The organism is Mesorhizobium sp. M1307, from assembly GCF_040318155.1.
Taxonomy (GTDB): Bacteria; Pseudomonadota; Alphaproteobacteria; order Rhizobiales; family Rhizobiaceae; genus Mesorhizobium.
In genome coordinates, this window is the sequence record NZ_JAMYLR010000061.1 from 1 (window position 1) to 24,117 (window position 24,117).

At 61.9% G+C, this 24,117-nt stretch carries 22 protein-coding genes and 1 pseudogene; 15 read left to right on the forward strand and 8 right to left on the reverse strand.

The window, feature by feature from the left end:
* Positions 1–495: 495 nt before the first annotated feature.
* Positions 496–1,350 carry a PIN domain-containing protein gene (locus NKH16_RS32360; RefSeq protein WP_352903535.1) on the reverse strand — a complete coding sequence of 285 codons (855 nt, stop codon included), beginning with the start codon at positions 1,348–1,350 and terminating at the stop codon, positions 496–498.
* 143 nt (positions 1,351–1,493) lie between these two features.
* Between NKH16_RS32360 and NKH16_RS32365 the strand changes: the two genes are divergently transcribed.
* Positions 1,494–2,162, forward strand: a complete 669-nt coding sequence (locus tag NKH16_RS32365; protein ID WP_352877722.1) for a hypothetical protein — start codon at positions 1,494–1,496, stop codon at positions 2,160–2,162.
* Between the two features lie 693 nt (positions 2,163–2,855).
* Positions 2,856–2,981 carry a hypothetical protein gene (locus NKH16_RS32370; RefSeq protein WP_352454177.1) on the forward strand — a complete coding sequence of 42 codons (126 nt, stop codon included), beginning with the start codon at positions 2,856–2,858 and terminating at the stop codon, positions 2,979–2,981.
* A 245-nt stretch (positions 2,982–3,226) separates the two neighbouring features.
* On the opposite strand, the gene NKH16_RS32375 is transcribed toward NKH16_RS32370, so the two are convergent.
* The gene (locus NKH16_RS32375) at positions 3,227–3,541 is read right to left on the reverse strand and encodes a hypothetical protein (RefSeq protein ID WP_352458807.1); all 315 of its coding nucleotides are present in this window, start codon (positions 3,539–3,541) and stop codon (positions 3,227–3,229) included.
* 304 nt (positions 3,542–3,845) lie between these two features.
* On the opposite strand from NKH16_RS32375, the gene NKH16_RS32380 reads away from it, so the two are divergent.
* Positions 3,846–4,157, forward strand: a complete 312-nt coding sequence (locus NKH16_RS32380) for a DUF736 domain-containing protein (protein ID WP_352903537.1) — start codon at positions 3,846–3,848, stop codon at positions 4,155–4,157.
* 87 nt (positions 4,158–4,244) lie between these two features.
* Here the strand turns inward: NKH16_RS32380 and NKH16_RS32385 are convergent, their stop codons facing one another.
* The gene (locus tag NKH16_RS32385) at positions 4,245–4,778 is read right to left on the reverse strand and encodes a Ros/MucR family transcriptional regulator (protein WP_352877733.1); all 534 of its coding nucleotides are present in this window, start codon (positions 4,776–4,778) and stop codon (positions 4,245–4,247) included.
* Between the two features lie 215 nt (positions 4,779–4,993).
* A complete protein-coding gene (gene tnpA / locus NKH16_RS32390; RefSeq protein WP_352877715.1) occupies positions 4,994–5,899 on the reverse strand; it encodes an IS66 family insertion sequence element accessory protein TnpA in 906 nt (301 codons plus the stop codon).
* Between the two features lie 200 nt (positions 5,900–6,099).
* Between tnpA and NKH16_RS32395 the strand changes: the two are divergent.
* From NKH16_RS32395 to NKH16_RS32405, 3 genes and pseudogenes are all read left to right on the forward strand, one after another.
* Positions 6,100–7,203, forward strand: a pseudogene (locus NKH16_RS32395) (IS110 family RNA-guided transposase).
* 656 nt (positions 7,204–7,859) lie between these two features.
* Positions 7,860–9,974, forward strand: coding sequence for a DUF3363 domain-containing protein (locus NKH16_RS32400; RefSeq protein ID WP_352903539.1), 2,115 nt, complete (start codon positions 7,860–7,862; stop codon positions 9,972–9,974).
* A gap of 638 nt (positions 9,975–10,612) precedes the next feature.
* On the forward strand, positions 10,613–11,266 hold the full coding sequence (locus tag NKH16_RS32405) for a hypothetical protein (protein ID WP_023675581.1): 654 nt from the start codon (positions 10,613–10,615) through the stop codon (positions 11,264–11,266).
* A gap of 388 nt (positions 11,267–11,654) precedes the next feature.
* Here NKH16_RS32405 and NKH16_RS32410 read toward each other — a convergent pair whose 3' ends face one another.
* Genes NKH16_RS32410 through NKH16_RS32425 form a run of 4 tightly spaced genes read right to left on the reverse strand, consistent with a single transcriptional unit; the run spans position 11,655 to position 13,794 of the window.
* On the reverse strand, positions 11,655–11,828 hold the full coding sequence (locus NKH16_RS32410) for a hypothetical protein (RefSeq protein WP_023675582.1): 174 nt from the start codon (positions 11,826–11,828) through the stop codon (positions 11,655–11,657).
* A gap of 32 nt (positions 11,829–11,860) precedes the next feature.
* Positions 11,861–12,988 carry a WD40 repeat domain-containing protein gene (locus NKH16_RS32415; protein WP_023675583.1) on the reverse strand — a complete coding sequence of 376 codons (1,128 nt, stop codon included), beginning with the start codon at positions 12,986–12,988 and terminating at the stop codon, positions 11,861–11,863.
* A 12-nt stretch (positions 12,989–13,000) separates the two neighbouring features.
* On the reverse strand, positions 13,001–13,324 hold the full coding sequence (locus NKH16_RS32420; RefSeq protein ID WP_023675584.1) for a hypothetical protein: 324 nt from the start codon (positions 13,322–13,324) through the stop codon (positions 13,001–13,003).
* Positions 13,321–13,794, reverse strand: a complete 474-nt coding sequence (locus NKH16_RS32425; RefSeq protein WP_352877707.1) for a hypothetical protein — start codon at positions 13,792–13,794, stop codon at positions 13,321–13,323. Before NKH16_RS32425 ends, NKH16_RS32420 begins: the two co-directional genes overlap by 4 nt.
* Positions 13,795–14,344: 550 nt before the next feature.
* On the opposite strand from NKH16_RS32425, the gene NKH16_RS32430 reads away from it, so the two are divergent.
* From NKH16_RS32430 to NKH16_RS32470, 9 genes are all read left to right on the forward strand, one after another.
* Positions 14,345–16,018 (forward strand): aromatic/alkene/methane monooxygenase hydroxylase/oxygenase subunit alpha, encoded by a 1,674-nt coding sequence (locus NKH16_RS32430; protein WP_023760297.1) that lies wholly within the window; start codon positions 14,345–14,347, stop codon positions 16,016–16,018.
* Between the two features lie 54 nt (positions 16,019–16,072).
* Entirely contained in the window at positions 16,073–17,134 is a 1,062-nt protein-coding gene (locus tag NKH16_RS32435; RefSeq protein WP_352903543.1) for an NADH:ubiquinone reductase (Na(+)-transporting) subunit F, read from the forward strand.
* 48 nt (positions 17,135–17,182) lie between these two features.
* Entirely contained in the window at positions 17,183–18,241 is a 1,059-nt protein-coding gene (locus tag NKH16_RS32440; protein WP_352877702.1) for an aromatic/alkene monooxygenase hydroxylase subunit beta, read from the forward strand.
* Between the two features lie 16 nt (positions 18,242–18,257).
* Complete coding sequence (locus NKH16_RS32445; protein ID WP_352742682.1) at positions 18,258–18,629, forward strand: MmoB/DmpM family protein; 372 nt, start codon at positions 18,258–18,260, stop codon at positions 18,627–18,629.
* Between the two features lie 70 nt (positions 18,630–18,699).
* Positions 18,700–19,722, forward strand: coding sequence for an amidohydrolase family protein (locus NKH16_RS32450; RefSeq protein WP_352877700.1), 1,023 nt, complete (start codon positions 18,700–18,702; stop codon positions 19,720–19,722).
* 5 nt (positions 19,723–19,727) lie between these two features.
* Complete coding sequence (locus NKH16_RS32455) at positions 19,728–20,525, forward strand: iron-sulfur cluster assembly protein (RefSeq protein ID WP_352877697.1); 798 nt, start codon at positions 19,728–19,730, stop codon at positions 20,523–20,525.
* Between the two features lie 76 nt (positions 20,526–20,601).
* Entirely contained in the window at positions 20,602–22,233 is a 1,632-nt protein-coding gene (locus NKH16_RS32460; protein ID WP_352903545.1) for a molecular chaperone GroEL, read from the forward strand.
* A 39-nt stretch (positions 22,234–22,272) separates the two neighbouring features.
* Complete coding sequence (locus NKH16_RS32465) at positions 22,273–23,316, forward strand: NAD(P)-dependent alcohol dehydrogenase (RefSeq protein WP_352903547.1); 1,044 nt, start codon at positions 22,273–22,275, stop codon at positions 23,314–23,316.
* Between the two features lie 188 nt (positions 23,317–23,504).
* Complete coding sequence (locus NKH16_RS32470) at positions 23,505–24,002, forward strand: DUF1097 domain-containing protein (protein WP_352903549.1); 498 nt, start codon at positions 23,505–23,507, stop codon at positions 24,000–24,002.
* Positions 24,003–24,117: the final 115 nt, after the last annotated feature.

The following is a 24,117-nucleotide window of genomic DNA, read 5'->3' on the forward strand; positions in this document are numbered from 1 at the left end:
CACCACCGTGCCATGGCCGCTCGCCCCTCAGAGCAAGCCCCGTTCTCTCTCCAAAACTTTTTGCAGAACCTTCAGCACACTATCCCGTATTTTTTGTTGCTTGGATGGTTGTCTTAGCCTGGCCCTGATCAGCTGGCCGCCGCAATCGAACGGCTAAGTACGATCGGGGAACGGGGGCGGGAGAGCGCTACCGCCTTTCCCCCCAACCAGCCTCAACGCATTTGCACTTCGTTGCCGCGCGTAGCGCCCAGTAGGTTTCAGTGAACGCGAGACATCCACGAGGTCCAGTCGGAATGTCAGACGCCGCATGTCTCGACCCCTATGTATACAGTTGGTCCCAGTCCTCGCCGAGAACCCACCGGATAGCGCTCAGCTTGCCGTTGACCATACCCACTCGAAGTCCGTCCACGGGCCTAAATTTTCCTTGCCGATTTCCTGCTCCGTCCTCTTCGCCGACTTCAGCGCTCCCGCCCATACGGTGTCGAGAATCTGGTCCTATCGGTAGGGCTGGGTCGAGTACTCCGATTTCGGCGTCACCTTGACCTTTCCCTCCTGGATTTCCCAACGCAGATTCCAATGGCGGTTGTACCAGACCTGCCTGTCGAGGAGGTGAAGGGCTTCCAGAATTTCGGATAGCCGCCGCGGCTCTTGGGTCCAGTTGAATTCTGCGTCCTGGTCGTCGAGCAGGTCAGGGTCAACGTGCTTGAGTACGTCCACCAGCGAGACCCAAAACGTCGAAGCCTCGGAGTCGAACATCGCCGCGAGGTCCGGGTGAGGTTTGCGGCGGTCGCCACTGTCGTCGCTGAAATCCTTGACGTTGTGAGTGGCGAACGCACAGGGATCGTCGTCATCTGCGGCAGCCTTGGTCATGGCTGCGTAGCATTCCACGATGACAGCATCCCCTACGCTGTTGCGAGACCTGTGATACGGCGCCAGCCCCACCAGCGCGCGTTCCGTGACGCGCTGCTTGATGGCTTTCGTGGTCCTCATCCGGTATCCACCAGCGAGCAGGACCTCGATCTGCTGGATGGAGTCGTAGACCGCCTCGTTGTTGATCACGATGCGATGATCTACTTCGTGAAGCCGGGAAAGGGTGTCGAGCTTTGTCCCGTCATCGCCGAAACGGTTCACCGCTTCGCACACCTGCCGGAAATGGGACTGCAGGCTGCGCCGGGCATCGGCTGCCACCCTGTCCTTGTTGCGAGCGAACTCGTCGCGGACGACATCCGGAACGACCAGCATGATCTCGCCTTCGCGCACGAGTTCGCGCAGCGCGCCGAGGATGGGCTGCTGTCGCCAGTCCTTGGCGACATCGAGCCATACCGAAGTATCCAAGAGTGGCCTGAGCATCGAATCCTAACCTCCGCCGGCGCAGCCTAGACGCCCGCATCCGGAGACGGAAGGATTCGTTTCCGGCATCGATTTGCCACCCCGTTTGCGGTTCCTACGAGCCCGTGCATTATGCTTCCTGAGCGCGGCTGGGGGAGAGCGCCATGGAAGGGCGGGAGATAACTAACCTGCTGCTCGCTGTCATCGCGGGTGTGCTCCTATGCGGCAAAGACGCGATGCTGGGAGGCCTGCAGGGTTTCTTCCTCGTGGCCGTTGCCATCGCCCCCATATGGGGCCTGCTGGCTCTCGCCGGATGGGGTATCCGCGAGACCCTCAAGGCGCTCCGCGAGGCGAAGGACTGGAGCGAAGTCGCCGGCGTCCTCTTCGTTCTCGCCCTATGCTTCATCGGCATGCCGATGTTCGTCTATGCAGGCTGGCTGTGGCTGCACGGGATCGAGCATCCCATGAACGAAGCCGTGGACTCGTGGATCGGCAAAGTGTGGATGGGGGTCACCGTGCTGCTATTCGGTGGCTTCGCCCTGGTCGGACTCGGCCGCGGCTTTGGCTGGCTATCCGCAAACCGGGGCGATGTCCCGGGCATTGTCAGCGATCGCCTGCGGGTGCTCATGTGGGGCTACCTCGAATTCCTCGGCGGTCCGGTGACTTTCCCGGTGCGCGAATTGCGCATCCGTCGCGAGGCGGGCACTGGCATCGCCGTCAAGGTCGCATCCTTGGCCTACGTTACTGTCGTCGGGCTCATCGTATCGGTGATGACCGCGCTTCTCACCGTCGGAGCCGTCGCTGGCTTGCTTTCCGCGGTCGGCCTGATCTGACGCGCTGCTAGTCTTCTCCGCCGATGCTGCCTAGCTGCTCGCCGACGATCGGGATGTGTAAAACCACCCAGACAACCGGGATCGCCCAAACCGCAGTCAGCAAAAATCCCAGCAGGATTGACGCCGCCAGAACCCAGCGCCGGGTTCGGCGCTCGGATGCAGACGTCGATGTGCTTGGATGCGCTCGGAGATGGCGGCACCGATGTAGAGCGTGCTGAGCAGGATAGCGGTGGCGATGACGAAAAAGAGCGGACCGCTGACGACTCCTCCAGCAAACTCGACGACGGGATGATATCTGCCCCGACCATCGAGATGGCCGGCTTCGTTGCTGCGGTTGAGTACCGTCACCGTGCGTGGCGCGGGGATGGAGCAGAGACATCGCCAGCATTGGCAAGCCCTGATTCGACCGCACTGCAGACGATCGGCCTGAAGACGCTGTACCTTATGTATTGCAAGGGCTTGCACATGGTGATCAACCCTCGCTTGAGCCATGTCCTCAGGGTAGCAATGACAACCTGTTTCTCACCCACTAGACGAGCGCATGCGTGTCGCTGCCAGCCGTGGCATATGCCCCTGCGCACTAGGCGGCAGAGAGGCTGTCGGATCTGAAGAAGCAGCCAATGGCGGAAGCCGCCGAGCAGTTGCTCGCCGGGACCGGATGCTTACCTGCGATTGCGCACCGAGCAACCTGCGATGTCGGTTGAACGGCAGGACGAGGCAGCAGATTTCAGATCGGCGGACGTTTCCGAGCTGGACACGAAATCCGATCAGCCTGACACGATCGAGGACGCCCAGGCCTTCAACGTCGCCGCCGAGTGATCCGCAGTATGCCGGAGCCGCCACGCGGCTCCGGCAGGCCTTTCAAGAATTCTCCGGCCGCGCCATCAGCGCGGCCGGAGACCTCGACCGTACGAAGTTTTGCAAGCGGTGGAACCCAGAACGTCCCCGACACGAATGTCTCCCCGGCGTGCCATCGCCCAGCCATGTGGCGCGATGAGGTGCCTGTGCGGATGCGTCCCATTCCCGGCAATGCCTCACCGTGCGCAGAAGTCGGCGTAGTCGCATCATTCGGCGATGCGGTGAGGATCGGGTGTGATGAAATGTTCCTGGCCATCGATCTCAAGCGGGCTCGCATCCAGTCGACTGGAACGCGAAATCGTCACGAGAGTTGGCAGCTTGGAAGCCGCTGCGATCAGCAGTCCGTCGGTCGTCTTCGGAGCCGCCCGAAACTCGACGGCCGTTAGCCCAAAGATGAAGGGAAATCGGGCCGTTCCTTTTTCACCTGTTGGACGAGGGACCACACTCCCGGGCGTTTGAGGCCAGCTCTTTGGCAGGAACGGAGCAGCGCCATGGCGCGGACGATATTGGCTGTAATCCAACGTAGCCTCGTGGTGTTCCCTTCTGTTCGCTCTAAGCCACACCCACGGCGTCCTCGAATGGATTGGGTCTGACCGAAGACCGCCTTCGCTGCACTCAGTCTCGATCGTCTTCCCGCAACGACGGCGCCGCGTTTTCTTCCCCTGGCCGCTACGCGTCCATTCCTCGCGAATCAAGAAAGCCTCGCGTCGCCATCCTCCACTTCGTTTCAGCCCCTTCGGGGTGCGGACCGATCGTCTCCGGTCTCACGACCACCGTCGAGGCCGCGATGGGCGTGGCCCGAGAAAAACAGAAGGAACCACCACAATGGCTACGATCGGCACATTCTCGCGCACCGCGAACGGCTTCTCCGGCTCGGTCAAGACCCTCAACTTCAACGTCAAGACGGTGATCTTCTCCCCGGCCGACGGCGACAACGAAAAGGGTCCCGACTTCCGCATCTTCGCCGGCGTCACCGAGTTCGGGGCGGCATGGAAGAAGACCTCGCGGGAGGGACGCGACTACCACTCCGTCAAGCTCGACGATCCCAGCTTCCCCGCTCCGATCTATGCGAGCCTGGTCGAGACCGACACCGAGGGCGACTTCTCGCTCATCTGGTCCCGCCGCACCGCAGAGTGATCCGACTTAACACGAAGCCCCGCCGCAAAGGCGGGGCTTTGCCATGTTCAGGCCCTACAGCTTGGCAAGTCCGCCAGCTGCAGCGCGCTAGGCTTTGGCCGGTGCCTTGCGCGTCTTCTTCAGCGGCGACTTGATGGCTGCCGCAGTTGTCGTAGCTGCTGCCGTCCGAGCAGCCCGTTTTGGTTTTTCTGCCGCGGCAGGTACGGGCGTCGCCGCCTTGCGCCCGAGCCCTATTGATTTGGCCAGGGCCGAGCGCGTGGCCGCGTAATTCGGCGCCACCATCGGATAGTCGGGGGGCAGGTTCCATTTCTGCCGGTATTCGTCAGGGCTCAGATTGTAATGCGTTCCGATATGCCGCTTCAAGGATTTGAACTTTTTCCCGTCTTCCAGGCATATGATGAAATCAGGTGACACTGACTTCTTGATCGACACCGCCGGCTCCAGTTTGGCTGCGGTCGGAGCCACAGGTGTACCGATCCCCTGCAAAGCGACATAGACATCCCCGATCAGCTTCGACAACTCGCCGACCGGCAGCGGATTGTTCGAAACGTAGGCGGAAACGATGTCGGAGGTGATTGATACGAGATCAGCCTGGTCGCGTGGGTCTGGAGAAACGGTCATCGAATATTCCTCTTGTCCAAAGGGCGCTTTGAAAACGGATAGTCTGTCTATTCGCCAACCAGGCAAATAATTCGCTACTCCGCCAACAAACCTCATTCCGTGCAAATATCAAGCAGGCAAGTTTCGCGGGATCAGTGTGGCGAGCCCGTCGAGCCCCTTGGGCATGTTGGTATGACCGAGCGCCAGATGCATCTTCACACCCGCCGGAACGACGATCATGATGCGTTCTCCCTTGCCGCGAGATGCCGCTTGACTGCATCCGCATTGCTGCCGACGGATGCAAAGACGCGCCGCCCACCGTCCAGTTGGACTGCCATCATGCCGTCCGGCGGCCGCACGAGATTGCGCGGGTCAGTGAGGGCCGGCGGTTCGGTTTCCGCCCCATGAATGAGCGCAACCGTTGCCAATTGCGGCCCCTTGCGAGCGGTCAGGCCGAACTCGACACGCCAGCGGAAGACCATGATGGTGGCGATCGCACGGCGGCGGCAAACCTGCGCCACGGCGACGCCGGGCTTCTCCGTCTCCTGCACGATCGCCCGCTTCTGCTCGTCGCTGAAGCGGCGCCGGTTCGATCGCCCATCCACCGCGTTCGGCGTCAAGCGGTATTTGCGTCGCGCGCAATTAGCAGCGCTGCTTAATTGGGCTCGGGCACTCGGATGAAGCAGGGATCGCCAGTCCATTTCGTCGCCGGATTCGTCCAGGCGATTGCGCCAGATCCGCAACGCATGCGGCGACAGACCAAGTGCAGCGGTATACTCCGCATGCCCCATGCCGCTCCAGTTCATCGCCTCGACATGCATGCTCCAGAATGCCCGCAGAGCGATCGGGCCGCTGTCCGTGCGCCTGCTGTAGCGATAGCGTGGAGGCCTTTTGGGCCGCTTCGGCGGCACCTTCTTGCGCGAACGTGCTGCCCTCTTCCGGTGCAAATTCTGCAGCTTTTCCGCACGTTTGCGCAGATCATCCGCGCTCACCAGATGGCGCATCCACAGCTCGAATGTGGTGATCGAGAGATCGCGCCGGCGACAGTATTCCAGTGCATCCTGGTCGCTGCGGTACCAGCTCGCGACGTGCGACGACCAGTAAGGACTGTTGGCCTTGGCCCAGGAGCGGCGAGGCGCCATCGGAAATCCTCCACATGACGAAGGAACCCGACATGAAGCTCAATTGCACTAGCCGAATAGGTGCAGGGACCGGACGCTTACGAAGAGGGACGAGGGATTGCCGCCCGTAATCGGCGAGCGGCGCCGGCGTCTGGAAAAACGCTGCTTGCAGGCGTGTCGGCTGCTAAGAAACCCCCTGTCAACAACGCAGGAGAGGGACGATGGAATTCTTTTGTGGACTGGATGTTGCGATGGACGAGACGGCGGTGTGCGTCGTCGACGATCGCGGCGCGGTGCATCTGCAGGCGACGGCCTTGACCGATCCCGACGCGCTGTCGGCGGTGTTGAAGCCTTTCCTGCCGCGGCTGAGAAGGGTCGGCCACGAGGCAGATTCGCTGTCGCCCTAGCTGCATCCGGAACTGCTGAAGCTTGGGCTTCCGGCGGTGTGCCCTGGAGACGCAGCATGTGCGCGCGGCGATGTCGGCGCAACGCAACAAGACGGACGCGGCCGATGCCCTGGGGCATTGCCCATATCATGCGCACCGGCTGGTTCCGGCACGCGCACATCAAGTCGGAAGCCTGTTATCGGATGCGGTTGCTGCTGACGCACCGGCGCAATCTGAAGCGCAAGTTCCTCGATCTGGAGAATGCTATCCGCCATTCGCTCAAGAGCTTCGGCATTCGCCTGAGCAAGGTCGGCCGGAAGGCTTTCGACCAGGCTGTGCGATGCGACGACTGGGGATACGCTGACGTCAGAGCTGATGGACGCCATGCTAACGGCACGCGCCGAGCTGTGGAAGCAGTACTGCCGGCTACACGAGTTGGCCGTGAGGTTCGTCGCCCGCGACGAGCTGTGCCGCCGCTTCATGGCGATCCCCGGCGTCGGCCCGGTGACGGCGCTGAGTTTCATAACGGCAGTCGAGGACCCGTCCCGCTTCCGCCGCTCGCGCGATGTTGCTGCTTACTTCGGCCTGACATCGCGGCGCTGGCAGTCGGGCACGTCGATCGACTCGCAGGGGCGAATATCGAAGGCCGGCGACGCGGACGTCCGACGCGCCCTCTACGAGGCGGCATCGGCGCTGATGACGCGCTTCCGCGGCAAGGACAAGCTCAGGACCTGGGGAACGATGCTCGCGAAGCGGGGCAATCACCGCAAGGCGACCGTCGCGGTGGCGCGCAAGCTGGCGGTGATCATGCACGCGATGTGGACGGACGGGACGTGCTATGTCGGCGACCCGGCGGCGAGCGAAGCCGACCTGTTGCGCGCGCCCGGGTCAAGGCCTGGAAGACGCTTGGCGCAGCCCGATGAACAAGGCGACGCTTGACGCGCAACGCAGGCGCGGCATGACAGACGCAAACTGAACACACGAGCTCCGCTGCGAAGCGGATGAGGACCGGTGCAGACCAGGAACGACGGGACGCACGCTATCTTGCTTGCGGCCGAGCCGATCGAAAGACGGCCGGACCGCGTTGGACTGCCTGTGGCGATGCCCCGTGAATCCGATGGAAAGATGCACCCCGACGGCAAAAGCGCTGCCAGCATGCAGCCCGAAAACGCCGTCGGCGAGTGCGCAGGACTGCACGGCGCACCGGATCTCGGCCGCTTCCCGGGAAAGCATGTTGCGGAAAGCCGCAAAGTGTTTTTGAGTAGAAAAGAGGAGAGACGACGATGGTGAAAAGAGTACCGGAAGCACAACCGATTATGACAGCAAGATAAAGCGAGCTGGCGCTCGCACTCGCTTCGCTCGTAAGTGTCTGTCTGCACATTGTTTTTTCCGACGGATGCTAACGCCAGGCTGAATGACGCGAGGTGCGGATGATGCCGGCTGGTTCGCTATCCTGTTGATCTGAAAAGCAAAGATGCGGTGTCGCAGCGATGTGCGATCCGCCGTTTTACGCCGCAGCAAGTCTTTGTGCGCCATAGCACACTCGGCAATCCAGCCATCTTGAAGCGCGAAATCCGACTGCCGATGCTGTCGTTATGGCAGATCGTGACAGCGACAGATTCCAGGTTCGCACCGGCCGGACGCGGGATGGCGGCGCGCCGATCAATTCGCGCACGCTGCCCTTCGTGCGCCAGGTCGAGATCGCTGTCCGCAAGCAAGGCGGCAATCCCTATCGCATCGGCGGAAGCAGCGGTGCCGGGAAGGGGAGTGGCCGCTTCAACGCCCGCGGCCGCGGCGGCAAGGTGGCGGCAGGGTTGCCAAAGGATGGTGGCGGATGGCGGCAGGACTCCAATGGCATCCGCTTTCGCTCCCGCCGCGTCGTGGTGAAGGCACGCGTCGTCAAGCTGCCGGGGCGAGGGAAGGCGAGCGGGCGCGGCCAAAAGTTCGTTACAACGAGCAAGGCCGTCGATGCGCATCTGCGCTATCTTCAGCGCGACGGCGTGACCAGGGACGGCGAGAAGGGCAGGGTGTACTCCGTCGACGACGAGGCCGACGGCAAGGAGTTTGTCGAGCGCGGACGCGGCGACCGGCATCAGTTCCGCTTCATCGTCGCGCCGGAGGATGCCGCGGAGATGGAAGACCTGCGCTCCTTCACCCGCGATCTCATGCGGCAGATGGAGACCGACCTCAACACGCGCCTCGACTGGATCGCCGTCGACCACCACAACACCGGTCATCCGCACACCCATGTGCTGGTGCGCGGCGTCACCGAGGACGGCAAGATCCTGAACATCGCCGGCGACTACATCGCCCATGGCATCCGCCACAGGGCAGGCGAGCTGGTGGAACGGGAACTCGGCTTGCAAAGCGAGGTCGAAGTCGCCCGCAAGCTGGCCGACGAGGTGGACGCCGAACGGCTGACCCGCCTCGATCGCGTGCTGATCGCCGAACAGCAGGCGCACGATGTTGTCGACCTCCGTCCCAATGCCAGCGACAGCTACACCATTTCCAGCAATCGATATCTGCTGATCGACCGGGCGAAGAAGCTGGAGCATTTCGGCCTGGCGAGCGAGATCGAGCCCGGCCGTTGGTTGATCTCCGACAGGACCGAAAGCACGTTGCGCGCGCTAGGCGAGCGCAACGACATTATCAAGACCATGCACCGGGCGCTCGAGGAGCACGGCCTCGCCGATGAACGGGGCGCGGCCCAATATGTCATGCACCGGCGGACCATCACCGAGCCGGTCGTCGGCCGTGTGCTCGCCAAGGGCCTTGCCGGCGACGAGATGAGCGATCGGTTGTCGCTCGTCATCGATGGCGTCGACGGTCGCACGCACTATGTCGAGACCGCGGATGCGGCAAAGCTCGACGACATTCAGCGCGGCCATATCGTAGCGCTCGATCCGATCCTGCCGAAGGAAGAGCCGCGTGCGGCCGACCGCAACATCGGCGTCGTAGCCGGCGAGGATGGCATCTATCGACCAAGCCAACACCTGGAGGCGATCCGCGAGACGTTTCTGGAGCAGGGCAAGGACCCGGACGCCTTTGTCCGTTTCCATGTCCGCCGTCTGGAAGCGCTGCGCCGGGCCGGCCATGTCGAACGCATCGACGACGACCACTGGCGCGTTCCAAATGACTTGTCCGAGCGCGGCATCGCTTACGATGGCCACAACCGCGGCAAGGACTTCTCCGTCCGCGTGCTCTCGACGCTCGATCTCGACGCGCAGGTCGGCAGCGACGGCGCCACCTGGCTCGACCGGGAGCTAACGGCCAAAATCCCGGTGCCGCTGGTCCGGTCAGGTTTTGGTCTCGACGTGGACAACGCCCTCGACCGACGGGCTAGCCAACTCGTCAGCATGGGGCATGCCGAACGCGACGCGACCAGCGGGACCATCACCTTCGCGCGCGACCTTGTAGCCACGCTGGAGCGCCAGGAGGTCGCCCGCGTCGGCAAAGAAATGGCCGCTGCGCGGGGCCTCACTTTCGCGCCCGTCCAGCCCGGCAATCATGTCGGCGGCACGCTGCTAGGCTCGGTCCGTCTTGCCAGCGGGCGCTTCGCCATGCTGGACGATGGGCTCCGGTTTAGGCTCGTGCCCTGGCAGCCGATGCTCGAAGGCCGCATCGGCCAGCACATCACCGGCCTCGTGCAAAACGGCGGCGGCATCGAGTGGAGCTTCGGCAGAAAACGCAGCATGGGGATTGGGATGTGAGGGTAGCGCGCATTAAACACCCGCGGGTAGGTCACGGTGCCGCGGGGCCGAGATCGTCAGCGTGCCGTTGGCCGGCGAGCCGCGCACGGCGAACAGAAACTCATCCTCAGTTGGCGGGACGTTTTTTCGTTCATAGAGACATTGCCCCGAGGTCATGCTGACTGCCACTGATCTGGCAGCGACTGCCGGCTGTGTATGCCGGTCGTCGGCCGTGGCTGAAAACGATCCTGAATCTTGCGCTCAACCGATCAGCAACCGGCTAGGGTCGCCGCAATCTGACGCCCGGGCGATCGCCATTGGTAAACTCCACGCCTTCGGCTTCAAGAACGGTACGAATCTTTGCTTGGGTTTCGGCGGATACAATCGAACCGTTCTTACCATCGCTTTCGCAGCGCTTAATTGTCGGAACAGATACCCCCGCACGGCGAGCAAGCTCCGCCTGGGCGATACCAATCAACGCGCGGGCTGCCCGCATCTGTCCTGCTGTCACCAAGCCTGTGGATCCCTTTAGATCATTCCTATATGATCCAAAGGTATCAGCGATACCCTTGGGCCGATGGTCCGAGGTGCGGCTAGGCGCGGTGTTGGCGCACCGTGCCCAGCCTGACCACAACCCAAGCTTCTGAGGAGCTCGGATCATGGGTGATTCCGACAATACCACGACTCCGCCGTTCGTCACTCGCAGGGAAGTGCTTGCGGGAGGGATGATCACGTCCACTGCTTTGGGGCTTGAGAAAAGCGCTTCTGGCGGATCGCCCGCAGCCACGAGTATGCCTCTCGCCGACCCAGCGCTGGCGCTCTGGCACGAATGGGAGAGAGTCCACAAATTGACCGGGCAGCTCTGCCGTATGCAGCAACACCTGGAGACGAGGCTTGTTGAGAGCATCGGCTTTCCATGTGTGACCGTCCGCCTGCCGGAGGGAGAAGACGTGACCGTCCACTCGATCGGGGCGGTCAATGATGTACTCGGCAAAGGGCCCGACATGGCGGCTCTCCGCGAGAAGGCCGAAGCTGATTTGGCGGCACATCAGGCCCGCTGGGACGCGGCTGCCGAGGAGGGCGGCTACACCGCAGCGCTCAGGGACGAGCGCGAGGCTGGCGACCGGGCGGAGGATCTGCTTGAAGCGTTCTCAACCACCCCCGCCACGACGCTCGCCGGTGTTGCGGGCAAGCTCGATGCCGTATTGCGCGAGGGCGAAGCCTGGGAGGGATCCTCCGAATTCCCCTGGCCGCAAATCCGCTCGGCGCTCAGTGATCTGGTGCGCATGGTGCAAGAGAAGATGCCTGAATAGTTCTTTCACTGCGGGCGGTGTCCCGAGCTCCGCAAGTGGCGGGCTGGTGCTGTACAGTCGCATAATATGCGGCGTGGAACTCAACAGAGGACCTGATCAGGTTCCTGATCCATCACAACTTGCACCCTGGCAAATCGAGGTAGAAATCATAAGAGGCGGACCGTGAGTGGGGGTCGTTAGCGAAAGAAGGACCAGATTTGCATGTTCAGGAGCGCCGGCCGGCGGCCGACACCTCCGAAGAAAGATCATTGAGACGACTTCGGGCAAGCCCGCGCAGGAGCCCGACCTCATCTGGCGCGCCAGCCGGCATCACCGAGAAGGGCAGGCGAATGGCGTCTCCAAACGGTTTGCCGCGCCTGCGTGAGTTCAATCCGTATGGATGCGAACCCTAGTTGGTCTTCAACTGGCCGACGCGGTTTTCCGCGATCCAGCGGGCGGCAAGCACCAGCGCGCCCATGCTGAAATCCTTGCCATGCTTGGCCACCATTTCTTCCGACAGCTTGGCCAGCCGTTCGAAAAATTCGTCCTTGCTCTCGTCCTCGGGGGTGGGTTCGGTCTCCATGTGATCCTCCTGTTTCATGTGGGCTGCGTCCGCTATTTGAACATCTGCGCGGGAAAGGTGACGATCGCGGCGGTGCCATCGACGGAACCCACCGCGAGGTGTCTGCCGTCGCCGGCCCAGGCAAGCGCGGTGACGGCGCTGCCCAAAGGCCTGATGAGGAGTTCGTCGCGCGCGCCGATCTGGGCGATGGTGATACGGCCGTTGGCGTAGCCCGCCGCAATCAGTTTCTTCTGCGGGTGCGCCGCCACCGCCTCGACAAGAACCAGCCCGGCGCGACCTGTCTCCAGCGCACCCGAGGTCTCGCCGCCAACAGGCGGGCCGGTCATCGACCAGCCGGCGATCCTGAACGCGCCGGACGCAAACAGCGCATGCGCCGGCTGGCTCCAGCACACGGTGCGGACCGGCGATGGAAACCCTGCGACGACGTCTGCTCTTCCATCAGCCAGACTAACCAGAGCAAAGCCGCCGGTTTCGAGCCCGCAGGCCAGCCAGGTCCCGTCTCTGCTCCAGCGGATCGACACCGGGCGCGCGGAAAGGGGGATGTCACGTATCAAGGCTGCGTCGCCTTCGACCGCCCAAATCGACAGCCCTTCGCCAAGGCCGCAGGCAAGTCGCCGCCCGCCCGGCGACAAGGCAAGGGCATCTGTCGACGATGTCACACCGCGTTCCAGCCGCGTGGCATTGCCTTGGCCGTGCGACAGGAAGACATCATGCCCGTTGCTGACAGCCGTCATGTCCACCTTGGCGCTGTGGTCGATGGCGACGACTCGTCCGTCGATCTTGAGCAGTGCGGCTGCGACGTCACCGCCGGCGCTCATGTGCAGTACTTCGCCGCTGGCCGCGCCGACGAGAAAGCCGGAATGCGCATAGGTGGCGAGCGGGACATCGCCGTCACCGAATGCCGCCGTGGCAATCAATGGCACTGGCGGCTTTTCCCTGGGGCGGATCGTCGTCTGGCCGAGATCGTTGCTCACCCTGATCCGCGCTTCCGGCGGCTCGTGATCCGCGACCGCGGCGATGGCGACGGTTCCGTCGACTGCGGTGAAAGCGACAGCCGAACCGTCGGCGCTGAAGCGCAGATCGGCGATCGCTGACGGCCGCTGCCAGCTGCGGGCCAGAAGGTCGAACAAGGTCAGGTTCTGCATCGTCTGCTGGTTCATGTTTCTCTCCCATCAGTCCTCGTTCGACGCTGCGGCAAGCTTACGGTCGACGTCCTCGACATCGCCCTCCGCAGCTATGATGCGATCCTCGCAAGCCGAGCACGCCTGCGCGATCACCGCCGCGTTCTGCCCTGCCTCATGCAAGTCCCGCACCAGTTGCTCGGTGGCGCCGCTTCTGCCGATTTCGAGTTCCAGGCGCAGCACGTCCATTTCGATGCCGGCGCGTTTCTGGTTGAGCCGCAGCGCTTCCGCGGTAAGCGCCGAGACGCTGGCGACGAGACGGAGCCGGCGAGCAAGCAGCGCGTCACGCCGGGCTGTGTGGGATCCTCCGGTCATTTTTCGCTCCCCAAAGGCCCCTGCGGTTTCTCGAAAGCCAACAGCAATTTGGGCAATGTGCCGGCCTGCGACTGGAACTGTTTTTCGGCTGTTTCGATGTGGCTCTTGAGCTGGTCCCAGATGTCGACGCGGATCATCGATGTCGTGTCACCGGTCAGGCGCTCGATCTCTTCGATGCGGAACTGGCGCGTCAGCGAAACCCCGGAAAACACGAAGTCGCGCAGCAGGATCGCATGGCTTTCGATGAACAGATGGATCATCGGATGCGTCTTTGTGGTGACGCCGCCGCCGGCAAGCTCGGCCCTGATGAAGTCCTGGAAATGGTTCTGCAGGCGGTGTTGGCTCTCGCCCATGAAGCGCATGACGAAGACCAGGTCGCGCGGCATCAGCTTCACGAGATCGCCGCTGACGCCATCGGCATGGCTGGATATTGGCTCGGGCGGTTCCCTTCGGTCTCTATCGTTCGGCATGGTCTTTCTCCAGCGCTAGGCCTGTGCGTGGGCCATGACCGTCAAATAGTAGAGATAGACGAAGAGTTAAACAGAAAATATGAGTGTTGGGATTTTCTGCAATTGCTAACTAAATATGCTGCGCGTGCGAATATACGGTAAATATTACAGGCGTAAGTTACAACTGTAAAAGAACGTTACAGTTGGCTGCCGGGTGCGCGCCGAAAGAGCGGCAATTTTGCTTTGAGCGCCAGCCATGGGACTGTTTCGAAACTGGCACGACGCTTGCACTGTTCATTCTCACAAGAAGCCCATCGCGCTTGACGCGGTGCCAAAAGAACGAAGGAACGGAGGAAGCAGAACCGCTTCGATACGCCCATCGCAGATGCGGTTGGCGCTGCGGCTCCCTGTCAGACGCCTCGAAACCTTTGCCCCGATCCACTTGAACGGCCGGACCTCGGGTCGCGCCTCGACGCGCAACGCTTTGTCATGCCGCTCGCACTCTCACTGGCGGTGCTTGCCGCTTCATGCCGGGGTCAAGGGACCTGCGGCTCAAACCTGGTGGAGGCTTATGACCATGACGTCTCTGACGCTCAACAAGATTACCTCGCAACGCGGAATCTCCGTCGGCGAGGCGACCAAGAAGATTGCCGATCTCGGCTGGAATCCGTCCTACGTGCAGGAAGCAATGACGTTTCCGACCGACTACAAGATCAACAAGACGCCGCGCGACCCGATGAAGCAGGTCCTGCGGTCCTACTTCCCGATGCAGGAAGAGAAGGACAACCGCGTCTATGGCGCGCTCGATGCCGCCTTGCGCGGCGACATGTTCCGCAATGTCGAGCCGCGCTGGGTCGAGTGGATGAAGCTCTTCCTGGCCATCATTCCCTTCCCGGAAATTTCGGCTGCCCGCTCGATGGCGATGGTCGCCCGCATCGCACCTGGCGAGGAACTCCGGACCGGTTTCACCATGCAGATGATCGACGAGTTCCGCCACTCGACCATCCAGATGAATCTGAAGAAATGGTATATGGAGAACTACATCGATCCGGCCGGCTTCGACATCACCGAAGAGGCCTTCGGAAAATGCTACGCCACCACCATCGGCCGGCAGTTCGCGGAAGGCTTCATCACCGGCGACACCATGACCGCCGCTTGCATGTACCTGACCGTGGTCGCCGAGACCGCCTTCACCAACACACTGTTCGTCGCCATGCCTTCGGAAGCCGCCCGCAACGGCGACTATGCACTGCCGACCGTCTTCCTGTCGGTGCAGTCCGACGAGAGCCGGCATATCGGCAATGGCCACTCGCTGCTGATGGCAGCACTCAAGGAGCCGGAAAACCACCTCTTGCTGGAGCGCGACCTGCGTTACGCCTTTTGGCAGAACCATGCGATCGTCGATGCCGCCATCGGCACCTTCATCGAATACGGCACCACCAACCGCGACAAGAACAAGGAGTCCTACGCGGAAATGTGGCACCGCTGGATCTATGAGGACTATTATCGCACCTACATGCTGCCGCTCGAGAAGTATGGCATCAAGGTCCATCACGACGACGTCCAGGCGGCCTGGGAACGCATCACCAAGAAGAACTACGTCCACAAGGTCGGGCAGTTCTTCGCGGTCGGCTGGCCGGTCAATTTCTGGCGCATCGAAGCCCAGACCGACAAGGACTTCGAGTGGTTCGAGCACAAGTATCCGGGCTGGTACGCCGAGTTCGGCGACTTCTGGAAATGGTACGCCAAGCTCAGCCACAAGGGCGAGAAGGTGCTGCTGTTCAACAGCGACGTCGGCTACGTCTATCCGCATCGCTGCTGGTCCTGCCTCGTACCCTGCCTGATCCGCGAAGACATGGTTGTTGGCGAGATCGATGGTCAGCTGCACACCTTCGCCCACGAGCTCGACAAGTGGACTGCCACCGTGGCGTTCGCCGACGAGTATCAGGGCCGTCCGACGCCGGCGATGGGCCGCTTCAGCGGCAAGCGCGAGTGGGAGACGCTCTATGACGGCTGGGATCTGGCCGATGCGATCAAGGACCTGAACTTCGTCCGTTCCGACGGCAAGACGCTGGTTCCGCAGCCGCATCTGCGCTTCGACGACAAGGAGATGTGGACGCTCGACGATGTGCGCGGCAACAAGCTCGGATCGCCGCTCAACGCGCTGCGTGCCATGTCGCCCGCGGACCGCGAGAAGCACCTGGCGGAATACGCCAAGGGCTTCACCATCACCCCGTGCAACTGATCAGGCCAAAGGGGGGCGGGTTGGTCCCGCCCCTTCCTTTCACTGGAGGTCCGTATGTCGGAAACCCACACGGTCAGGCTCAGCCCGGTTGGCGTCGAATTCGACGTCGAGCATGGCGAAACGGTGCTCAACGCCGCCTTCCGCCAGGGCATTGCGCTGCCGCACGGCTGCAAGGAAGGGCAATGTTCGGCCTGCAAAAGCGTGTTGCTCGAAGGCGAAGTCGACATGCTGAAATACTCGACCTTCGCGCTGAACGACATGGAGAAGGAGAGCGGGCACGTCCTGTTGTGCCGCTGCATCGCCTTCTCCGACCTGGAAGTCGAGCTTCTCAACTACGACGAGGAGATTTTGGCGAAAGCGATCGCCGTGAAGACGTACAAGGGCCGGATTGCTCGCATCGAGCACCTGACCCACGACATTCGCGGCATCGAGATCGAGCTCGGCTCCCCAATGAAGTTCTGGGCGGGGCAATATGTCGACATCACGGTTACCACGCAAAAAGGGGAGACGATTACGCGCTCGTTCTCCATGGCAAATACGCCGGACCAAACCGAAAAACTCTCCTTCATCATCAAAAAATACCCTGAGGGAAAGTTCTCTGGAGAACTCGATTCAGGGGGAATCAAGGTCGGAGCAGAGGTCACCGTCGTCGGACCCTACGGAACCTGTTTCCGACGCGACGAACGGCAAGGACCTCTGATCCTGGTCGGCGCGGGATCGGGCATGTCGCCGATCTGGTCGATCCTCAACGACCATCTGAAGAGCGGCGAGAAACGTCCGGTCTATTTCTTCTACGGCGCCCGCACCCGCAGCGACCTGTTCTATCTCGACAGGATCGCCGAGCTGGTCGGCAACCATTCCGACGTCACCTTCATTCCCGTGCTGTCGCACGCGAATGACGACGCCGAATGGCAGGGCGAACGTGGCCTCGTGCACCAGAGTGTCGACGCCAAGCTCAAACAACTGGCGGTCGACGGGCAGGGCGATGTCCATGCCTGTGGTCCGCCACCGATGATCGATGCGCTTCAGCCGGTTCTGTTCATGAACGGGTTCGAGACGGAGCGGATCTTCTTCGACAAGTTCACCACATCGGCAGGTGCAACGCCGGCCCACTGAGGGCGGCCACGCCAAGCCAACCACAACTGCAACAAGGGAGTGAAGACTATGCCAGCTATCTCGAGTTCAGTCGGATCCGGAGCCGCCGGCGCGGCGATCTTTGCCGACTCCGACAGCCGGAAGTACCGATATTTCGACCCGAAGGGCCAGCGCGCCACGCACTATGAGGACATGACGGTCGACGTGCAGCCCGATCCCGAGCGCTACCTGATCCAGGACTGGATCATCTCCTTCGCTGACGGCAAGGGCGCCTATGTCAAGCAGAACACCGCCGCGCAGAGCTCCAACTGGCATGCCTTCCGCGCCCCCGACCAGGAATGGGAACGCACGCACTACCAGCGCCAGTCGAAAATCGAGACGATGGTGCAGAGCGTCATCAACAATGCCCGCAAGTCGGGGGCGCCGAAGACCTTCGACAAGGCCTGGGTCAAGATCCTGCAGACGCAGCTAGGCGCTTGGAAACACGCCGAATTCGGGCTCGGCACTTCGCTGATGCAGGCGCAGCGCTACGGCTACACCCAGATGATCAACAACGCCACGCTGACCAATTCGTCCTACAAGCTGCGGCTTGCCCAGGACATCACGCTCTACCTTGCCGAGATCGGTATGGACTTGCCCGGCTGGGACGACGAACTCGGCAAGAAGGCCTGGCTCGAGGACAAGAACTGGCAAGGCACCCGCGAAGCGGTCGAGACCATCATGGGCGCGACCGACTATCTCGAACAGTACTTCGTCATCAACATCGTCTTCGAACCGCTGGTCGGGGAAGTGTTCCGCTCAGGTTTCCTGATGCAGATCGCCGCCGCCAACCACGACTTCATCACACCTGCGGTGATCTCGGCAGCCGAGGCCGACTACGAGCGCAACCTCGCCAACACGATCGACCTCATGCACCTGCTCGCCAATGACGAGAAGCATGGCGCCGCCAACAAGAAGCTCTTCCAGGGCTGGGTCAAGAAGCACGGCGCGCTCGCCGACAAGGCAGCCACCGGCCTGCAGCCGATCTGGTCGATGCCGCATTCCAAGCCGGTCGCGTTCGCGGATGTCCGCGCCAAATCCGAGGAGCGGATTGGCCAAATCCTTGGCGAACTCGGCCTCAAGCGCTGACACGGGAGAAATCGTCATGTCAACTACAGCACGCGATGCATCGCATTCCAACATCTTCAAGGCGATGAAGGACATCACCTTCGAGCAGACGATTTCGCACCAGTGCGGCGTCACCATGAACGACTCGGTCGAGGCTCGCGCCATCGCCGAATTCATGGGCCAGAAGCCGGGGGTGACCATCACCTACCAGCCGGCGCTGATCCGCATCGACGGTGACGGCAAGCTGATCTTCAAGATGGACGCGATCGGCGAATATCTCGGCCGCGAGATTTCGGCCGAGACCTTCGAGGTCAACACCTCCACCCATTACGGCCGCATGGTTCGCGTCGACGACAACACCGTGATCCTGTTCGGCAACATGGACGAGATGTTCGAATACATCGAATAGCCGCCAAAAACCTGGCGCGCCGTTGCATACGGCGCGCCGACCCGTCAACGCGACCATTGTGGAGGCAAGTATGTACAGGACACCGGAAGGCAAGGACATTTTCGTGGTCGACGGCCACACCCATTTCTGGGACGGCAGCCCGGAAAACCAAAAGAATATCCACGGCAAGCAGTTCATCGAGTGCTTCTACGCCTATCACACGGGGCTCAGCCCGAAGGAACAGCTGTGGGAGAAGAGCAAGTTCGAGAAATACAGTGCCGACGATCTCTATCGCGACTTGTTCATCGACGGTCCCGATGATGTGGCGATCGTCCAGTCGACCTATCTCAAGGACTTCTACAAGAAAGGGTTCAACACGATCGAACGCAACGCCGAGGTGGCCAAGCGCTATCCGGAGCGTTTCATCGTCAATGGCGCCTTTGATCCCCGCGATGGTGAGAAGGCGCTTGAGTACATCCACTTCCTCAAGGAGACCTACGACGTCAAGGGCGTGAAGATGTACACGGCCGAATGGAACGGCGCTTCCAAGGGCTGGAAGCTCACCGATCCCGATGCCTACAAATGCTTCGAACTTTGCGACAAGCTCGGCATCAGGAACATCCACGTCCACAAGGGCCCGACGATCATCCCGCTCAGCAAGGACGCCTTCGACGTCCATGACGTCGACCACGCGGCGACGGATTTCCAGAACCTCAATTGGATTGTCGAGCATTGCGGCCTGCCGCGCCTCGACGATTTCTGCTGGATCGCGACGCAGGAAACCAATGTCTATGGTGGGCTTGCGGTAGCGCTGCCCTTCATCCATTCCCGTCCGCGCTATTTCGGCGAGGTCATCGCCGAACTGCTGTTCTGGCTCGGGCCGGAGAAGATCCTGTTCGGTTCCGACTACGCGATCTGGACGCCGCGCTGGCTGGTCGAGAAATTCTGGGCCTACCAGATCCCCGACGACATCGCCGCCGAACGGGGTGTGCAGCTGACCGACGAGATCAAGGAGAAGATCCTCGGCCTTAACGCCGCGCGTCTCTACAACATCGACGTCGAGGCCAAAAAGAAGGCGCTCGCCAGTTCGCCCTTCAGCATCGCGGCGGAGTAGGAGCCATGTCAACCGCCAGCGTTTCCGGCAACCGCGAGAGGGAACTCTGGCGGCGCCTTGGTGAGGTCAACGACCCGGAACTCGACGAACCCATCACCGAGATGGGCTTTGTCGAGCGGGCGCAAGTGACGGGCGATGGCAGCGTGGAGATAGATTTTCGGCTGCCGACCTACTGGTGCTCGCCCAACTTCGCGTTCCTGATGTTGGACGGTGTCCGCAAGGCGCTCGACCAGCTCTCCTGGTCGCCTGCCTATCGCGTCAAGCTGCACGACCACATGTTCGCCGAAGAGGTAAATCGCGGCATGGAGGCCGGCAAGACATTCGGCGATATATTCGCCGAACTTGCCGAGGATCAGGATCTCGGCGCTTTGCGCGAAACCTTCAGGATGAAGGCATTCAAGCGGCGCCAGGAGGCAGTCCTGCGCGGCCTGCGGCAGCACGGCCTGACCGATCAGGAAATCCTGGACATGGACCTGCCGGCATACGATGTCGCGCGCTTCGAACCGGGCGAAGCGGCCAAACAGAAGCCGAGGTACAGGGCGGCTCTGCTTGAGCGTTTTCCCGGCCGCCGGGCGGATGATCCTGTTTTCGTGACATGGGAAGGGCAACGCATACCGGCTGGCGCACTCAGTGCCCATCTCGCCGAACTGCGCGGTGTGCGTATCAATATGGAGTTCAACGGCGCGCTTTGCCGTGGGCTCAAGCTGACCAGATACAAGGAACTGGATGTGGTCGACGGCGAACCGACGCTGGTCGATTTCATCATGGATCGCGTGCCGGCACGGGCCGCGCCGACCGCCTGAAGCAGAGCTGAAACAGCGGCCTCCCTCGCACGAGGCACTTAACCAACAACCCGCCCGTAAGGCGGAAGGAGGAATCATGCCCAAAATAATGCTTCACAATTCCGAAGCGCGCCGTGCTCTCGCCCGTGGTGTCTTTCGGTTGGCCGCTGCCGTCGAGCCGACACTCGGCCCCAAAGGCATGAACGCCATGATCGACCGGCCGATCGGCACGCCGATGGTGACCCGCGACGGCGTCAGCATCGCCTCCGAGATCGAACTGCACGACCGTTTCGAAAACATGGGCGCGCAGGTCGTCCGCGAAGTGTCGATGCAAACCAACGAGGTCGCCGGCGACGGCACCACGACTGCCATCGTGCTCGCCAACGCGCTCATCCAGGGTGGTGTGGAGGCGAATGAACGCGGCGCGAAATCCGTCGATCTGTGCAAGGGCATCGACCTTGCCGTGGCGGCGGTGGTGGCCGCGCTCAAGGCTTCGGCCAAGCCCGCCAAGGGCAACGGCATTCTCGCTTCGGTCGCGCACATTGCGGCGACCAATGCCAAGCTTGGCGCGCTGGTAGCGGAAGCCCATCAGCGGGTAGGGGCCGAAGGCGTCATCACCACGGACTTCAGTGTGACCACCGAGACCACGCTCGATGTGGTCGAGGGCATGTCCTTCGAACGCGGCTATCTCTCGCACCACATGGTGACCGATCAGGAGAAGATGGAGGCGGTTCTCGAACGGCCTTACATCCTGATGACCGACCTCAAGATCAAGGAACCCGGGCAGCTCGATGCGGTTCGCCGCATTGCCGACGAGGATGGTCGGCCGCTGCTGATCGTCTCCGAGGAAATGTCGCCGGAAGTGGTGGTGACGCTGCTCGGCAAGCAAGGACCGGGAAAATACCTCGTCGTCCACCCGCCGGAATATGGCCATTGGCGCAAGGCGATGATGGAGGATCTGGCCATCATCACCGGCGGCAAGGTAATCGCGCGCGACCTCGGCGGCAGGCTGGAGGACATCACCGCCGACGATCTCGGAACGGCTGACCGGGTGAAGACCAGTTCGTCCTACACCTCGATCATTCGCGGCGGCGGCGATCATGCGGCAATCGCATCGCGCCGCGCCCAGGTGCAGCGGCAGTATGAAGCCTCGCCGCCGAACATCGATCAGGACAAGCTGCGCGAACGCCTGGCCAAGCTCTCTGGCGGCACCGCGATCCTTTATGCCGGCGGTGTCACACCGGTCGAGCAGAAGCGAACCATCCAGCTCATCGAGGATTCGCTGAATGCGGTGCGCGCCGCATCCGAAGAGGGCGTCGTCGCCGGCGGCGGGTCGGCGCTTGCCCAGATCGCGCCGCTGCTCGACAAGGTGGCGGCCGGCGTCGACGGCGATGTCGCCGAGGGCGTGCGCCTGGTGCGGTCGGTGCTGTCGCGGCCGCTCTGGCGCATCGCCGCCAATGCCGGCGCCGATCCCGAAGCAGTCGTGGCGGAAGTCACGCGCATTAACGGCGGTTATGGCTACAACGCGTCTGCCGGCAGCTACCAGAACATGTTCGAGGCAGGGATCATTGATCCGGTTCGTGTCACCTACACAGCACTCGCCAACGCAGCTTCGGTCGCGACGCTGATCCTGACCACCGAAACGCTGATTGGCCATCTCGCCGAGGATGAGGATCCGACGGCCGGACCGGCTCGCGGTGGCGGCTCTGAAAAGCTCGGCCGCGCCTGAAGCAATTCCAGACAATCTCGACGTTGAAAGGATACGACGATGAAAGCTGCCAGACTGTACGAATACGATCCGAAGATGAACATCCAGCTCAAGATCGAGGAGGTCAAGGCTCCGACAATCACCGCGCCCGACGAGGTGATTGTGCGGGTGGGTGCTGCCGGCCTTTGCCGCACCGACCTGCACATCATCGAGGGCGTGTGGAAGCCGACCATGGATCCCGAAGGCACGCTGTTGCCCTACATAATGGGCCACGAGAATGCCGGCTGGGTCGAGGAGGTCGGCAGCGGCGTCAAGTCGGTCAAGCGCGGTGACGCGGTGATCTGCCATCCCTTCCGCTCATGTGGCATCTGCCTCAACTGCCGCCATGGCGAGGACATGTACTGCGACAACGGCCAATTCCCTGGCCTTGGCATGAATGGCGGCTTCGCTGAATATTTCATCACCAGCGAGCGTTCGCTGATCAAGCTGAACGTCAATGTGACGCCGATCGAGGTGGCGCCGCTGGCTGATGCCGGGATCACCGCCTACCGCGCCGCCAAGCGGGCGGCGAAGCTCTTGAGGCCGGGGAGCTACTGCGTCCTGCTCGGCATTGGCGGGCTCGGCCATATCGCGCTGCAATCGCTGCACGCGATTTCGGGCTGCCGCATCATCGCCGTCGATCGCGAGCCGGCAGCACAGGTGCTGGCCAAGGATCTTGGCGCCGACTACGTCCTTGATGGCGGGCCGAACATCGTCGAGGAGGTCAGCCAGATCACCGGCGGCGGCGCCCATGTGGTGATCGATTTCGTCGGTGAACTCGGTGTCGAGAACATCTGCTGGAAGATGGTGCGCAAGGGCGGGCAACTGTTCGTCGTCGGCTATGGCGGCAATATCAAGGTGCCGACCGCGCATCTCGTCATCGAGGAGATCAACATCGGCGGCAGCCTGGTCGGCAACTTCACCGAGCTTGTCGAACTGATGGAACTGAACGCCGACGGCAAGGTGAAGATGCACTACACCGAGTATAACCTCGCAAGCATCAACACCGCGCTCGACGATTTCAAGAACCGGCGGTTCACCGGACGCGGCGTCATCGTTCCCTGAAACATTTGGACCGAACGCCGCGCGGAACGGCTACCGCGTCCGGTTCGATCTGACTGCTTGCCTGACCCGGCAAGCCTTCCTTCTGAGCTCCCTGGCTGATGCCATGGCATTTCCGTATCGGGACGTCAGCGAAGCGCGATCCTGAAACGAGTTTCCTTGCTTCGTAGTGTGGAAAACGGGAGGACAACATGGATCTTGTTACAGGGCTGGCCGTCGTCATCGGCATTATGGGTGGCATTGCAACGTGGGCAGCGATCACGATCGGCAACCCCTATCTGCTGATCTGGGCGGTATTTGTGGGCTGGGGGAGTTTCTATCACTGTGGCGGCAAAGCAGCCGGGTTCAAGAATTCGGCGGTTGCAAACCTCTGGGGAGCGATCTGCGCCGCCGGCGCATTGATAGCACTGACGTCCATTGGTGTTACGGCGATCATGGCCGGCATTTGCGTCGGCATTTCAATCATAGTCCTGATTCTTGCCGCCAAGCTGCCTTTGCTGAGCGCCATTCCGTCAGCGGTCTATGGCTACGCAACGACCGCCGCGCTTTTTTTGCTTGGCGCCGCCGCTTACGGCGAAGGCATCAGCGGCATCACCAGGGTCGCGGCCGCCGTGGTTATCTCGCTGATCATCGGCAACATTCTCGGCTACGTCTCGGAGAAAGTGACCGGTGCTGTCGTAAAGGCCTGATCATTCCTGCGACCGCTGCCTGAAGGCAAGCTAGAGCGTCGGACGTTCAGTTTGAATCGCGAGGGATTCCAGTGAAGCGTGGTTCATGATTCACTTCCTGTAGGAGGTGATTTGC